The organism is Streptomyces sp. NBC_00483, assembly GCF_036013745.1.
GTDB lineage: Bacteria > Actinomycetota > Actinomycetes > Streptomycetales > Streptomycetaceae > Streptomyces.
Genome location: NZ_CP107880.1, coordinates 4095401 through 4109755, shown reverse-complemented (window position 1 = coordinate 4109755; position 14355 = coordinate 4095401). Strand labels below are relative to the sequence as shown.

10 protein-coding genes are annotated in these 14355 nt (G+C 71.3%); 7 read left to right on the top strand and 3 right to left on the bottom strand.

Annotated features, from left to right (window positions below):
• Nucleotides 1–2: 2 nt before the first annotated feature.
• Together OHA73_RS18145 and OHA73_RS18140 are read right to left on the bottom strand one after the other, a co-directional pair.
• Nucleotides 3–1415 carry an ABC transporter substrate-binding protein gene (locus OHA73_RS18145; protein ID WP_327655550.1) on the bottom strand — a complete coding sequence of 471 codons (1413 nt, stop codon included), beginning with the start codon at nucleotides 1413–1415 and terminating at the stop codon, nucleotides 3–5.
• A 353-nt stretch (nucleotides 1416–1768) separates the two neighbouring features.
• Nucleotides 1769–4882, bottom strand: coding sequence for an FHA domain-containing protein (locus tag OHA73_RS18140; RefSeq protein WP_267070252.1), 3114 nt, complete (start codon nucleotides 4880–4882; stop codon nucleotides 1769–1771).
• 433 nt (nucleotides 4883–5315) lie between these two features.
• Between OHA73_RS18140 and OHA73_RS18135 the strand changes: the two genes are divergently transcribed.
• The 4 genes from OHA73_RS18135 to OHA73_RS18120 all read left to right on the top strand — a co-directional run bounded on the left by OHA73_RS18135 (nucleotide 5316) and on the right by OHA73_RS18120 (nucleotide 10878).
• Complete coding sequence (locus OHA73_RS18135) at nucleotides 5316–6980, top strand: serine/threonine-protein kinase (protein ID WP_327655549.1); 1665 nt, start codon at nucleotides 5316–5318, stop codon at nucleotides 6978–6980.
• Nucleotides 6981–7299: 319 nt separating this feature from the next.
• A complete protein-coding gene (locus tag OHA73_RS18130; protein WP_267070254.1) occupies nucleotides 7300–8541 on the top strand; it encodes a serine/threonine-protein kinase in 1242 nt (413 codons plus the stop codon).
• 57 nt (nucleotides 8542–8598) lie between these two features.
• Complete coding sequence (gene prfB / locus OHA73_RS18125; RefSeq protein WP_266710887.1) at nucleotides 8599–9705, top strand: peptide chain release factor 2; 1107 nt, start codon at nucleotides 8599–8601, stop codon at nucleotides 9703–9705.
• Between the two features lie 342 nt (nucleotides 9706–10047).
• Entirely contained in the window at nucleotides 10048–10878 is an 831-nt protein-coding gene (locus tag OHA73_RS18120) for a hypothetical protein (protein ID WP_327655548.1), read from the top strand.
• Between the two features lie 68 nt (nucleotides 10879–10946).
• On the opposite strand, the gene OHA73_RS18115 is transcribed toward OHA73_RS18120, so the two are convergent.
• A complete protein-coding gene (locus OHA73_RS18115; RefSeq protein WP_266710885.1) occupies nucleotides 10947–11138 on the bottom strand; it encodes a hypothetical protein in 192 nt (63 codons plus the stop codon).
• Nucleotides 11139–11428: 290 nt separating this feature from the next.
• Here OHA73_RS18115 and ftsE point away from each other — a divergent pair, with 290 nt between their 5' ends.
• The 3 genes from ftsE to OHA73_RS18100 all read left to right on the top strand — a co-directional run bounded on the left by ftsE (nucleotide 11429) and on the right by OHA73_RS18100 (nucleotide 14338).
• The gene (ftsE, locus tag OHA73_RS18110; protein ID WP_266710884.1) at nucleotides 11429–12118 is read left to right on the top strand and encodes a cell division ATP-binding protein FtsE; all 690 of its coding nucleotides are present in this window, start codon (nucleotides 11429–11431) and stop codon (nucleotides 12116–12118) included.
• A 51-nt stretch (nucleotides 12119–12169) separates the two neighbouring features.
• Nucleotides 12170–13087 carry a permease-like cell division protein FtsX gene (gene ftsX, locus OHA73_RS18105; protein ID WP_267070256.1) on the top strand — a complete coding sequence of 306 codons (918 nt, stop codon included), beginning with the start codon at nucleotides 12170–12172 and terminating at the stop codon, nucleotides 13085–13087.
• A gap of 78 nt (nucleotides 13088–13165) precedes the next feature.
• Entirely contained in the window at nucleotides 13166–14338 is a 1173-nt protein-coding gene (locus tag OHA73_RS18100) for a S41 family peptidase (RefSeq protein ID WP_327655547.1), read from the top strand.
• Nucleotides 14339–14355: the final 17 nt, after the last annotated feature.

Below are 14355 nucleotides of genomic sequence, written 5' to 3'. Positions count from 1 at the left end.
CGTCAGTCCTTGAACGCCTTGGCCGCTTCGGCCTCCAGGGCCTTCTGGGCGCCCGCGATGTCCTTGGGGTTCATCAGGAAGTCCTGCAGCGCCTTCCACTCGCCCTTGCCGGGCGTACCGCCGAAGGCCTGCGGCATCTGGTCCGACATGTCGAAGCGGAAGTCGTCGCCGGCCCCCACGAGCGCCTTGGCGATCTCGCGCTGCACCGCGTTCGGGTACGAGGCGAGGTCCACGTTCTTGTTGGGGGAGAGGTAGCCGCCCAGCTTGGCCTGGATGGTCGCCGCCTCCGGCGAGGCCAGCCATGTCACCAGCGCCTGCGCCGCCTCGGAGTCCTTCAGGATCACCGCGGCGTCACCGCCACTGACCACCGGCTTGTCACCGGAGCCGACCGCGGGGAACGGGAACACCTTCGCGTCCGTGCCGACCTTCGCCTTGGTCTGCTGGATGTTCACCTGCGCGAAGTCGCCCTCGTAGACCATGGCGCCCTTGGGCTGGTCGCCGCCGGTGAAGGTCTGCTCGACCGACTTCGTGAACTCGGTCTGCACGGCCCCCTTGTTGCCGCCGGCGAGGAAGTCCTTCTTGCCCCACAGCTGGGCGAGCGTGGTGAGCGCGTCCTTCACGGACGGGTCGGTCCACTTGATCTCGTGCTTGGCGAGCTGGTCGTACTTCTCGGGGCCCGCCTGCGACAGATAGATGTTCTCGAACCAGTCGGTCAGCGGCCAGCCGTCGGCCCCGCCGACGGAGAACGGCGTGACGCCGGAGTCGTAGATCGCCTGCGAGGTGGAGAGCAGTTCCTTCCAGGTCTTCGGCTCCTTGGCGGCCGCGTTCTCGAAGACCTTGGTGTTGTACCAGACCAGGGACTTGTTGGCCGCCTTGTAGTACGCGCCGTACTGCTTGCCGTCGACCTTGCCGAGGTCCTGCCAGCCCTGGGAGTAGTTCTTGGCGAGCTGTGCCTCGGCGTCCTTGCCCAGCGGTTTGGCCCACTTCTTGTCGACGGCCTGCTTGATGGCGCCGGGCTGCGGCAGCATCGCGACGTCCGGCGGGGCGCCGCCGGCCACCTTCGAACCGAGGAAGTTGATGATCGGGTCCTGGGCGGGGACGAAGGTGACCTTGGCGCCCGTCCGCTTCTCGAACTCCGTGAGCACCTGCTTGAAGTTCTTCTGCTCGTCGCCGGTCCAGACGGCGGCTATCTCCACCGACTTGCCGTTCAGCTTCGGCAGCTTGACCGAGGACGCGGGCGTCTTGTCGCCGCTCCCGTCGGACGTGCCGTTGTCGTCATCGCCTCCACAGGCGGTGAGGGTGAGCGCGAGGGAACCGATGGCGATGCCCACGAGGGTCGTGCGGAAGGTGTGGGTGCCGCGGGTCCTGCGGGTGCTGGGTGTGCGTGTACGAAAAGTGTTGCGAGTGCTGCCCATCACTGCCCCGTTCTCGTCCTGAACGCTGAACGTACGTACTGAGCGCTGTCCCGTGCGCACTGGTCTACGCCCGGCCAGGGAGAACCGGCAAGGGTGCCCGTGCTGTAAACCGGGTGATCGTGACGGGGTCGTGATGCGTCAACTCTCCGAGTCCCTGCGGCGGTTGAGTGGCGGGCTCGAAAGATTGGGGCGCTGCCCCATACCCCGCTCCTCAATCGCCGGAGGGGCTTGAATTGCCGTCGCCTTGGGCAATCTGCCGCCTTGGGCGGCAGGGTGGGCAAGGCGGCCCCCGGTGCCGCGCACCGATGACGGGGGCGTTGACCACGGTGTGCCCGCCCCGCCCCCGGCGCAGGTCACAGGAGCGACGGGACCTCGGTTGCCGAGACGGATCGGGCCGCGCGTTCCAGGGCGCTGGCGAGGAGGGCCAGGTCCGTGGGGCCGTTGCCCAGTTCGCGGACCGGGCGGCGGTCCGGGGGGTCGCCCATGCGGGCCCACTCGAGCGCCACCACGGTGGGCCGCTGCGTCGCCGTACGGGGGATGCGCCCGGTCACCCGACCCGCCTGCACCTCCACGTCACGCCCGTCCGCCCCGTGCAACACCCCGCGCCCCGGCGCCGGATCCTCGCTCCCGGTCCCCGGTGCGTCGAGCACGACCCGCGGCCGGGCCACCCACCCTCCGGCCCCGCCGGAGGCGAACGCGGCGACGAGGTGCACCCCGAGCCGCTCCCCGTCCCGCACCACTGCCTCCAGGGCGCGAACGACCGACCCGGCGGCCGGCCGCCCCGGCGAACCGAGCGGCGGCGAGAGCAGCGCGTCCAGGTCGTCCACGACCACCACGAGCCGCGGCAGCGGAGGCCCGGCCTCAGCCCGCTCCCGCGTGGCACCGGGACGGAGCCGCATCGTCGAACTCGACGGCACGTCAACGTCCCCGGCGCTCTCGGCGGACGGCGCGCCGCGCTGCGACACGACCCGCCCCGACACGGCCCGCTGCGTGTGCCACTCCGAGAAGTGCGTACGCCCTATGAGCTCGGCCCGCCGCTTCAGCTCGGTGCTCAGCGCCTGGGCGAACTCCCGCATCCGTACGGGGTCGTTGGCGGCGAGATGCGTCGTGACGTGCGGCAGGTCCGTGCAGACCCGCAGCCCCTCCGCGCGCTCCCCGCCCGACGTCCCGTCGACCAGCACCATCCCGAGCCGGTCGGGACGCTCGGCCGCGGCGAGCGACGCGGCGACCGAACGCAGCAGCTCCGTACGGCCACTGCCCGCGGGCCCCTCGACCAGCAGATGCGGCCCTTCGGCGGCCAGGTCCACGGTCAACGGGCCGCGGGGCCCGGCCCCGAGCACCGCCCACACCCGACCGCCGAGCGAGTCCGGATCGTCCCCGGCCGCCGCCCAACGCGCCATGAGGGACGCCGGGGTGGCACGCGCGAGCCCCAACTCGTCGAGGAGCCGGGAGGTTTGAGGCAGCGGCGCCGACACGCGCGAGCCCGGCCGGTCGCCGGAACCGCCCACCGCGTCCGTGCGCAGCGGGGCGAGCGCCCGCGCGAACCGCTCCGCCCAGGCGAGCGACACCGCGTCGGCCGTGCCGACCGTGCCGTGCCCGACGAGCTGTCCCTGCGCCGCCCGGTGCAACCGCAGCGTCGTCGCCACATCACCGCTGAGCAGCGCCACGGCCCCGCACGCGCGGAACGCCGGGCTCTCCGCGCACGCCGCCTCGTAGCTCTGTGTGGCCGGGGAGGCGGGCGATGCGGCGGGCGCCTCGGCGAGGCACACGACGTGGATCCCGGCCGCGGCCCCTTCGGCGGCGAGCCGCACCGTGGCCTCCCGCAGCGAGGCGCTTCCGGGGTCGCCGTCGACCACGACGACCGTGGCGGCGACGGGCTCGTCGGGCGCCTGCGCCGAGGGCCTGAGCCCCGCCGCGTGGTCGTCGAGGCGGCGCAGCAGCTCGTTCGTACGGGCCGCCGCCTGCTCCCGGTCGTAGGCGAGCAGCAGCCGGCAGTCCTGGCCGTGGGCGGGCCGCACCTGGGGCAGCCAGCCGAGCCAGGACCAGTCGGCGACCCGCTCCTCCAGGGAGCGCGCCCGGTCGGTCGAGATCAGCACGAGTTCAAGGCGCTCCGGCGCGTGCAGCGTCGTGAGCTGGGCGACGGCGCAGCGCGCCAGACCCGCGAGCCGCGCGCGCGGCCCCGCGAGCCCCAACGCTCCGGCCTCGGCGAGGCCCACGGTCACCGGCACCGCGGGCAGCAGCCCCACCCCGCCGGGGCCCGGCCGGTCGACGCTGCCGAGCCGCACCGCGAGCGCCTCCGCGTGGCCGGGACCGCGCTCCCACAGCCGCGGCCCGGGGCCGAGCGCGGTGAGCAGCAGCGCGGCCGCGTCGGGCCACGTCTCGGCGGCGCCGGCGAGGGGCCTGGGCTCCTCCTCGTACGCGGGGGCCGCAGCGGGTGCGGCCGGGTCGGCGACGGGCTCGGAGCGCTGTGGGGTCCGCAGCACGTGCGGCTCGTGGATCTCGTGCTGCTGGTCGTCCATGTCGTAGCCGTCGTGCTCGTCGCGTTTGCCGCGGCGCAGCAGCCGGGAGAGCCCGCCGCGCTTGCGCGGGGCGCGTGGCAGCGAGGTGCCGCGCGCGGGAGTGCCCACGCGCGTGTCGTCCGCCTCTTCGTCCGCCTCCGGCTCGGGCACCAGTGACCGCGCGCCCCCTTGAGCGGCATCGCTCGCCGCGCCCCAGGCGGAGTCCCCGTACGCGTGCCGGGTCTCCTGCTCGGGGTCGGTGGCAGCGACCTGCGCGGGCGCGTCCACCGGCTTCTCGGCGAACAGCACCCGTACGTGTCCCTCGCCGTCCGGCGCCGTTCCCAGCGGCCGGGGGCGGGCGGCGTCGCCCGCGACGGAGACCCGCAGCGCCGATTCGCCGAGGCGCACCAGCGAACCGGGGGACAGGCGGACGGGGCGGGAGTCGAGGGCGCGGCCGTCCACCGACGTCCCGTTCGTCGACTCCAGGTCCTCCACGGAGATCCGGCCGTCGTCGCCGAGCGTCACCGCGCAGTGCAGACGGGAGACGTCCGGGTCGTCGAGGGAGACGTCCGCGTCGGCGGAGCGGCCGACGCGGATCTGCCCGCCGTGCAGCAGGTGGACGCCGCCGGCGTCGGGACCCGCCACCACATGGAGCTGGGCCGCCGCGTCGTCCGGCTCGGGGCCCGGGTCCACGGGGGCGCCGAGCGCGATCACCGCGCCGTCGATCAGTGGGGGTTCACCTATGACGCAGCGCTGAGCGTCGAGCCGCTCCGTGCCCGCGTACAAGGTCGTGGACCCCGCCTCGCCGCCCGCGACGGCCGTGGCCAGGCCGGAGACGACCGCGGCGAGCGCCGTGCCCGCGGGGGCCGTGACCAGTACGTCAACACCGCGCGCGAGTGTGTCGTCACCACGTGCGAGCATGTCGGGGCGCGTGCCCAGGGGGTCTACGACGGTAAGCCGGATCTGCATCGCCGCCTGCGGTCCCTTCTGCGCGGGCGCCCGGAAACAGAGGGGCTGCCCCGCGGTCCCCCACCGCAGATTCCCCCCACCGCCACGGGCACGTCAGCCAGTGCTGGAGGCATCCTTGCACTTGCCGCTGACAACACGCCCGCCAGCCACCCGTAAGTGATCTTGATTGGTCGGCTCTGCCCGTAAAAGTGCCTGCTCGTTGCCTGCTTGAGATCGGTCACGTCATCCCTCGGCAACCAACGGCCCCAGCCGTGCGTCTTTCCGTCGAACACGGGTAGGTGCCGGGGCCGTACACGAGTGGAGCGGCCGGTGCGGGACCGAACCGAAAGCCACAGAAGATCGACAGTGGGTACCGGAGAATCCGCCACTAGAGTGGGTCGGAACACCCGGAACCAGGTGACCCAAGCAAGTACCGATGCAGGGAGCGCATGACGTGCGGCCGGTAGGCAGCAAGTACCTGCTCGAGGAGCCGCTCGGACGCGGCGCCACGGGCACCGTCTGGCGAGCCCGCCAGCGCGAGACGGCGGGCGCGGAGGCGGCCGTCGCCGGGCAGCCCGGCGAGACCGTCGCGATCAAGGTCCTCAAGGAAGAGCTCGCCAACGACGCGGACGTGGTGATGCGCTTCCTCAGGGAGCGCTCCGTCCTGCTGCGGCTCACCCACCCGAACATCGTGCGGACCCGCGACCTGGTCGTCGAGGGCGAGCTGCTCGCCCTCGTCATGGACCTCGTCGAGGGCCCGGACCTGCACCGCTACCTGCGTGAGAACGGACCGTTCTCGCCGGTCGGCGCCGCGCTGCTCACGGCCCAGATCGCCGACGCGCTCGCCGCGTCGCACGCGGACGGCGTGGTGCACCGCGACCTCAAGCCGGCGAACGTCCTGCTCAAGTGGGACCCCGACGGCGGCGCTGAGATGTACCCGATGCTCACCGACTTCGGCATCGCCCGCCTCGCCGACTCCCCGGGCCTGACCCGCACCCACGAGTTCGTCGGCACGCCCGCCTACGTGGCGCCGGAGTCCGCCGAGGGCCGCCCGCAGACCAGCGCCGTCGACATCTACGGCGCGGGCATCCTGCTGTACGAGCTGGTGACCGGCCGGCCCCCGTTCTCCGGCGGCTCGGCGCTCGAAGTCCTGCACCAGCACCTCAGCGCCGAACCGCGTCGTCCGTCGACGGTCCCTGACCCGCTGTGGACGGTCATCGAGCGCTGCCTGCGCAAGAACCCGGACGAGCGGCCCAGCGCGGAGAACCTCGCGCGCGGCCTGCGCACCGTCGCCGAGGGCATCGGCGTGCACGCGAACAGCGCGCAGATCGCCGCCGCCGAGGGCGTCGGCGCGCTCCTGATGCCGGACCCCACCCCGGCCCAGGTCCCGGGCACCCCCGGCACCTCGGACGCGGACCCGACGCAGGTGCTGCCGAACAACGCGGCGGCCGCGGGCCTCGCCAGCGCGGCAGGAGCGGCGGCCGGCGCAGCGGCGGCATCGGCGTACGACCCGAACGCGGCCACCAGCGTCATGAACCAGCAGGGCGGCGGCCAGAACGCCGACGCGGCCGACCCGACGGCCGTGCTGCCGCCGATGCCGCAGGGCCCGCCGCAGCAGATGCCCGACGCCTGGGGCGACCAGCTGCGCGCCGCCCGCGACCGCAACGAGCAGACGCAGGTCCAGTACCTCGCCCCGAACGAGGACCCGCTGCGCCGTCGCCCGCAGCGCCAGGTCGCGCGCCCGCAGCAGCCGCAGCAACAACCCCAGCAGCACCAGCCGCAGCAGTACGCGCAGCGGCAGCCGCAGCAGCAGCCCCAGCAGTACGCGCCGCCGCAGCAGCCGCCGCCCCGCCAGGCCCCGCGCCCGGCACAGGAGCCGCGTGAGCCTCGTGAGCCGCGCCGCCGCAGCCCCAACCGGATGCGGATCCCGGGTCTCGGCTGCCTCAAGGGCTGCCTGTTCATGATCGTGATGCTCTTCGTGGTCAGCTGGCTGGTCTGGGAGTTCACCCCGCTCCAGGACTGGATCGGCACCGGCAAGGGCTACTGGGCCCAGATCTCCGACTGGTTCTCCACGGTGTCCGGCTGGATCGGCGATCTGGGGAGCAAAACCGGCAACTAGGGCCTGTCGTTTGGATCAGGCCGGGCTCGCGGGGTCCGGCACGCACGCTCGCGGCGTTGTCGTCGGTCGCCGACGCTCCGCGTCGACTCCCTCCTCCGCCTTGCGATCGCACGCACCGGCCCCCGCTCCCTGATCCGGCCTGATCCAAACGACAGACCCTAGTCCGTCTTGACGGGCCGTCACGATCGACCGCCGAAGGGCAACTGGTCGGTGACGTTGGAGATTTGTCGACACCCAGCGGGTGAATTCCCCCTCTGATGCGCAGGTTGGCGTCCGAGCCGCGTAGCTTGGGCGCCAACACGCGTCTGTAGGAGCAGCCTTGGCACGGAAGATCGGCAGCCGGTACACCGCACACCAGATCCTGGGACGCGGCAGTGCGGGCACGGTGTGGCTGGGCGAGGGACCCGAGGGTCCGGTCGCCATCAAACTGCTGCGCGAGGACCTCGCCGCGGACCAGGAACTGGTCGGCCGCTTCGTCCAGGAGCGCACCGCCCTGCTGAGCCTCGACCACGCGCGCGTGGTGGGCGTGCGCGACCTGGTGGTGGACGGCAACGACCTGGCGCTCGTCATGGACCTCGTACGCGGCACGGACCTGCGCACGCGGCTCGACCGCGAGCGCCGGATGCCGCCCGAGGCCGCGGTCGCCGTCGCCGCGGACATCGCCGAGGGCCTCGCCGCCGCGCACGCCGCGGGCATCGTGCACCGCGACGTCAAGCCGGAGAACGTACTCCTGGACATGCAGGGCGAGCTCGGCCCCGGCGGCTCCCACCCCGCGCTGCTCACCGACTTCGGCATCGCCAAGCTGATCGACACCCCGCGCCGCACACGAGCGACGAAGATCATCGGTACGCCCGACTACCTCGCCCCCGAGGTCATCGAGGGTCTGCCCGCGCGCGCGGCCGTCGACATCTACGCGCTCGCGACGGTTCTGTACGAACTCCTCGCCGGCTTCACGCCGTTCGGGGGCGGCCACCCCGGCGCCATCCTGCGCCGGCACGTCACGGAGACGGTGGTCCCGCTCCCCGGCATCCCCGACGAGCTGTGGCAGCTGCTCATCCAGTGCCTCGCCAAGGCCCCGGCCTCCCGCCTCAGGGCCACCGAGCTGGCCGCGCGCCTGCGCGAACTGCAGCCGATGCTCACGGGTCTGCCCCCGCTCGACGTGGACGAGCCGGAGACGGAGCCCGCCCCCGACGAGCCGGAGCAGCGGACCGAGACGCCGCAGGAGCCCCCGGAGCGGCCCCGCCGCGGCGCCGTCTCCCTGATCCCCGGCTCCGCACCCAAGGACTCCAACCGCGACACCCATACGTCGATGAGGGTCCCGGCACCGGACGAACTGGCCGGCGGCGCCCGCGGCACGGCCCGCGCGCCCCGCGCCCACGGATCGCCCCGCCCCGGCTCGGCCCGCAACCGGCAGTCCGCGCGCCGCAGACGCATCACGCTCGGGGTGGCCGGGCTCGTCCTGGTCGCCGCGGTCGGCGGCGGCGTATGGGCGGCCACATCCTCCGGCTCCGACGAGGCGCCCCCCGCGGACAGCAACAATTCCGCGCCCACAGAGCCTTAGAACAGGCACTGAGGACGGCCGGGGCGGATCACTTGCACCAGCCGTTAGGCTGGTCTTGTGGCAGTCGTCGATGTATCCGAAGAGCTGAAGTCCCTCTCCTCGACCATGGAGTCGATCGAGGCCGTCCTGGACCTCGACAAGCTGAGGGCAGATATCGCCGTTCTCGAGGAGCAGGCGGCCGCGCCGTCCCTCTGGGACGACCCTGAGGCGGCGCAGAAGATCACCAGCAAGCTGAGCCACCTCCAGGCGGAGGTTCGCAAGGCCGAGGCGCTGCGCAGCCGTCTCGACGATCTCGGCGTGCTGTTCGAGATGGCCGAGGAGGAGGACGACCCGGACACCCGTGCCGAGGCCGAGTCCGAGCTCAAGGGCGTGAAGAAGGCGCTGGACGAGATGGAGGTCCGCACCCTCCTGTCCGGCGAGTACGACGCGCGCGAGGCGCTGGTCAACATCCGTGCGGAGGCCGGCGGCGTCGACGCCGCGGACTTCGCCGAGCAGCTGCAGCGCATGTACCTGCGCTGGGCCGAGCGCCACGGCTACAAGACCGACGTCTACGAGACCTCGTACGCGGAAGAGGCCGGCATCAAGTCGACCACCTTCGCCGTCCAGGTCCCGTACGCCTACGGGACGCTCTCCGTCGAGCAGGGCACGCACCGCCTGGTGCGCATCTCGCCGTTCGACAACCAGGGCCGTCGCCAGACGTCCTTCGCGGGCGTCGAGGTGCTCCCCGTCGTCGAGCAGACCGACCACGTCGAGATCGACGAGTCCGAGCTGCGCATCGACGTGTACCGCTCCTCGGGCCCCGGCGGCCAGGGCGTCAACACGACGGACTCCGCGGTCCGTCTGACGCACCTCCCCACCGGCATCGTGGTCTCCTGCCAGAACGAGCGCTCGCAGATCCAGAACAAGGCCACGGCCATGAACGTTCTGCAGGCCAAGCTCCTCGAGCGCCAGCGCCAGGAGGAGCGCGCCAAGATGGACGCCCTCAAGGGCGACGGCGGCAGCTCCTGGGGCAACCAGATGCGTTCGTACGTCCTGCACCCGTACCAGATGGTCAAGGACCTGCGTACGGAGTTCGAGGTCGGCAACCCGCAGGCCGTTCTCGACGGCGAGATCGACGGCTTCATCGAGGCCGGAATTCGCTGGCGCAAGCAGCAGGAGAAGTAACTCCGGGATTCAACGAATTAGAGGCAACTGCCGTTCGACGAGCGGCAGTTGCCTTTCGTTTTTGCCCGCACCGAACTTCAAATGTGCCGCACTTGTGAAGACTGACCTGGCATTTACGTCACAGTCACATGTTCGTATGGCGGTCAACTCCGCCCAAGTGTGGACATAACGTGCGCAACGCCCTTGACGTTGATCCCAAAAGTGGAAAGGCTGGCGCGCGGCATGCGTATTAGTGGGACGCGTGTGAACGGGGGAGGGGTGAACGAGGCCTCTGTTGTCTCCGGTTGAACGCGGTCCCTGGCGCTGCTCCACTGACGATTGGCTACTGGGGGTAGCAGACAGATGACCAAGAAGACGCGGATCCGCGTTGCGCGGATAGCGGCCGGCGCGGTAATTGCGGCCGGTGCCTCGCTGACCGCCGCGGGTGCGGCATCCGCCGCCACCGTTGACGAGAAGAGCGGCGAGACCTGCGGCCCGCTCGGCCTTATTTGCTGGCCCACCGAGGACGACGGCGCGGACGGCGGCGACGAGGGTGAGGACCCGGGCAACGGCATCGCCGGTGTGACCGAGGGCAACACCAACGGCGGCGTCGCCGGTGTGTCCGAGGGCAACACCAACGGTGGCGTCGCCGGCGTCACCGAGGGCAACACCAACGGTGGCGCCACGACCGGTGGCGACGACTCCACCGGTGGCGCCACGACGGGCGGTGACGACTCCACCGGCGGTGCCACGACCGGCGGCGACGACTCCACCGGTGGTAACGGCAACTCGGGTGGCAACGGCAACTCGGGTGGCAACGGCAACTCGGGCGGCAACGGCAACTCGGGTGGCAACGGCACCAGTGGCTCGTCCACCGGTGGCGACGACTCCACGGGCGGCGGCTCCAGCACCGGTGGCTCGTCCACCGGCGGTGGCGACAACACCAACCCCGACGGCAACAACAGCCCCGTCGAGCAGGGCCAGGGCAAGGACAGCCTGCAGGACACCGGTTCCGCTCCCGTCGAGCAGACCGGCTCGGGCTCCGGCAATGCCAAGGCCACCGGTGAGCTCGCCGAGACCGGTTCCTCCGGCACCACGTTCCTGGTGATCGGTGCGGCCACGATGATCGCGGGCGGTGTCGGCTTCCGACTCCTGCCGCGACTCGCGAACAACCGCGGCGGCGCCGCCGCGTAGCACTACGCACAAGCAAAGGGCCCGGAGCCGATCGGCTCCGGGCCCTTTTGCATGTCTGTGTGCGGCGGCTACACCGTCTGATGCGCGAGGAGCGCCATCGCGGCCACGAGCACCGCCACCAGGGCGACCAGCGCCATGGGGCTGAGCGCGGCCAGCGGGTTCTGCTGCTGGAGCCGCTCGCGATTCGCCCGGCACACCGGGCAGCGGCCCTCGCTCACCGGGGCCGCACAGTTCGCGCACACCAATCGGTCGTAGGTCATGCGCTTCTCCTCCTCCCGCGCGGCGGAGCTTGCCACCGGGCACCCCTGGGTTCTCTCCGCTCAACGCTCCGGGAAACGCAACCGTTCCCCCTACCACTGTGCCAGCTTCCCGGAAATTCGGCGCGTCCCCCTGGAAGTACCGCCTCTGACCAGGTACGGGGCGGACAATTCCGGCGCCGTATGCGGCATCACAGCGGGACAAAACGCTCAACGAGGGACGGCGCCTGCGCTCTGTGCGCGGCTTCGCGTATGGTCACGCACACCTACCTCCGGCTACCCGTGGTGCACCCGTGATCCGATTCGACAACGTCTCCAAGGTCTATCCCAAGCAGACCCGGCCCGCCCTCAGGGATGTCTCCCTGGAGGTCGAGCGTGGTGAGTTCGTCTTCCTGGTCGGCTCGTCCGGCTCCGGCAAGTCGACGTTCCTGCGCCTCGTGCTGCGCGAGGAGCGGGCCAGCCACGGCCAGGTGCACGTCCTGGGCAAGGACCTCGGCCGCGTATCCAACTGGAAGGTCCCGCAGATCCGCCGCCAGCTCGGCACGGTCTTCCAGGACTTCCGACTCCTGCCCAACAAGACGGTCGGTGAAAACGTCGCCTTCGCCCAAGAGGTCATCGGCAAGTCCCGCGGTGAGATCCGCAAGTCCGTGCCGCAGGTCCTCGACCTCGTCGGCCTCGGCGGCAAGGACGACCGCATGCCCGGCGAGCTCTCCGGTGGTGAGCAGCAGCGCGTCGCCATCGCGCGGGCCTTCGTCAACCGGCCCAAGCTGCTGATCGCGGACGAGCCGACCGGCAACCTCGACCCGCAGACCTCGGTCGGCATCATGAAGCTGCTCGACCGGATCAACCGGACGGGCACCACCGTGATCATGGCGACCCACGACCAGAACATCGTGGACCAGATGCGCAAGCGCGTCATCGAGCTGGAGCACGGCCGCCTCGTGCGCGACCAGTCGCGCGGCGTGTACGGATACCAGCACTGAGAACCGCGAGAAGTACCGAGAAAGAAAGCTGCGAAAGGCGTTAGTGACGCTATGCGTGCCCAATTCGTTCTGTCGGAGATCGGCGTAGGCCTCCGCCGTAACCTGACGATGACCTTCGCCGTGATCATCTCGGTTGCCCTCTCGCTCGCCCTGTTCGGCGGCTCGCTGCTCATGAGCGACCAGGTCAACCAGATGAAGGGCTACTGGTACGACAAGGTCAACGTCTCGATCTTCCTGTGCAACAAGGGAGACGCCGACTCCGACCCGAACTGCGCCAAGGGCCCGGTCACGACCGAGCAGAAGAACGAGATCCAGCGGGACCTCGACAAGCTGCCCGTCGTCCAGTCCGTGGCGCACGAATCGCAGGACCAGGCGTACAAGCACTACAAGGAGCAGTTCGGCGACTCCCCGCTGGCCAGCTCGCTCACGCCGGACCAGCTCCAGGAGTCGTACCGGATCAAGCTGAAGGACCCGGAGAAGTACAACGTCATCGCGACCGCGTTCAACGGGCGGCCCGGCGTTCAGTCCGTGCAGGACCAGAAGGGCGTGCTCGACAACCTCTTCCGGCTGCTCGGCTACCTGAACTACGCGGCCAGCGCGGTGATGGCGGTGATGCTCGTCGTCGCGCTGCTGCTGATCGTGAACACCGTCCGGGTGTCCGCGTTCAGCCGCCGGCGCGAGACCGGCATCATGCGGCTCGTCGGCGCGTCCGGCTTCTACATCCAGGCGCCGTTCATCATGGAGGCCGCGGTCGCCGGACTCATCGGCGGCGGCATCGCCTGTGTGTTCCTCGCGGCCGGCCAGTACTTCGTGATCGACAACGGCGTGGCCCTCTCCGACAAGCTGCAGCTCATCAACTTCATCGGCTGGGACTCGGTGTTGACGAAACTGCCGCTGATTCTCGCCGTGAGTGTGCTGATGCCGGCGCTTGCCGCGTTCGTCGCGTTGCGCAAGTACCTGAAGGTGTGACGAGAGTCCTTCGCGCCACGGGGCGTCGTGCGGGTCAACGGCCCGTACGACGCCCTTGGTTGTCCTAGACTCACCGACATGTCAGGTCCGGAGCTGTACTCCACGCCCCGCCGTATCGGCCGCGGGGCGACCCTGACATTGATCTTCATGACGGTCCTCGCGGCGGGCGCCGCGACCGGCTCCTGGCCGGAGGAGCACCGAAAACCCACGGAGAACGCGGACAGTTCGCTCGTCGCCGCGCACGAGAAGCCGATCGCGGGACCGACCGATCCGAGCGACGCGGCGGCCGAGGCGATGGCCGACGGGAAGTCGCCCACGAAGGCCGCCCAGGACGCCGTCAGCCGCAGCGGCGACCGCTGGGGCTCCGTCTACTCGCGAGGCGAGTACGAGGAGTTCGAGCAGTCCCTCGACGGCGAGTACACCGGCATCGGCCTGCGGGCCCGCCGCACCGCCGACGGATCGGTGCAGGTCTCCAAGGTCCGGCAGGGATCGCCCGCGCAGCGCGCCGGCATCCGTGAGGGCGACCGGATCGCGGCGATCGACGGCGAGCCGGTCACCGGTCACCCCGTCACCGAGGTCCTCGCGCTCCTGCGGGGCAAGCACGCGGGCACGCCCGTCCACGTAGGCCTGCAGCGCGGTACGCGCGCGTGGAGCGAGACCCTGCGCCGCGCCAACCTGTCGACCGACTCCGTCACCTCCGCGCAGCTGCCCGACGGCGCGGCGCTCGTGAAGGTGAGCGCTTTCACGAAGGGCGTCGGCGACCAGGTGCGCACGGCGGTCGCCGCGGCACCCGCGCGCGCGGGCGTCGTGCTCGACCTGCGGGGCAACTCAGGCGGCCTGGTCACCGAGGCGGTCAGGGCGTCCTCCGCGTTCCTCGACGGCGGGCTCGTGGCGACGTACGACGTACGCGGGGCGCAGCGGGCCCTGCACGCACAGCGAGGGGCCGACACGTCCAGACCGGTGGTCGTGCTCGTCGACAGCGGGACGATGAGCGCGGCCGAGCTGCTCACCGGCGCCCTGCAGGACCGCGGCCGCGCGGTCGTCGTGGGCTCCAGGACCTTCGGCAAGGGCTCGGTCCAGATGCCGAGCCGACTGCCCGACGGCTCCGTGGCGGAGCTCACCGTCGGGCACTACCGCACACCCTCGGGCCGCGCGGTCGACGGCCGGGGCATCACCCCCGATCTGGAGACCGAGGCGGACACCCTGCGGCGGGCGGAGACAGTATTGACTGGCCTCGGGGCCCCCTCGTAGTGCGAAAATGGCCAGCA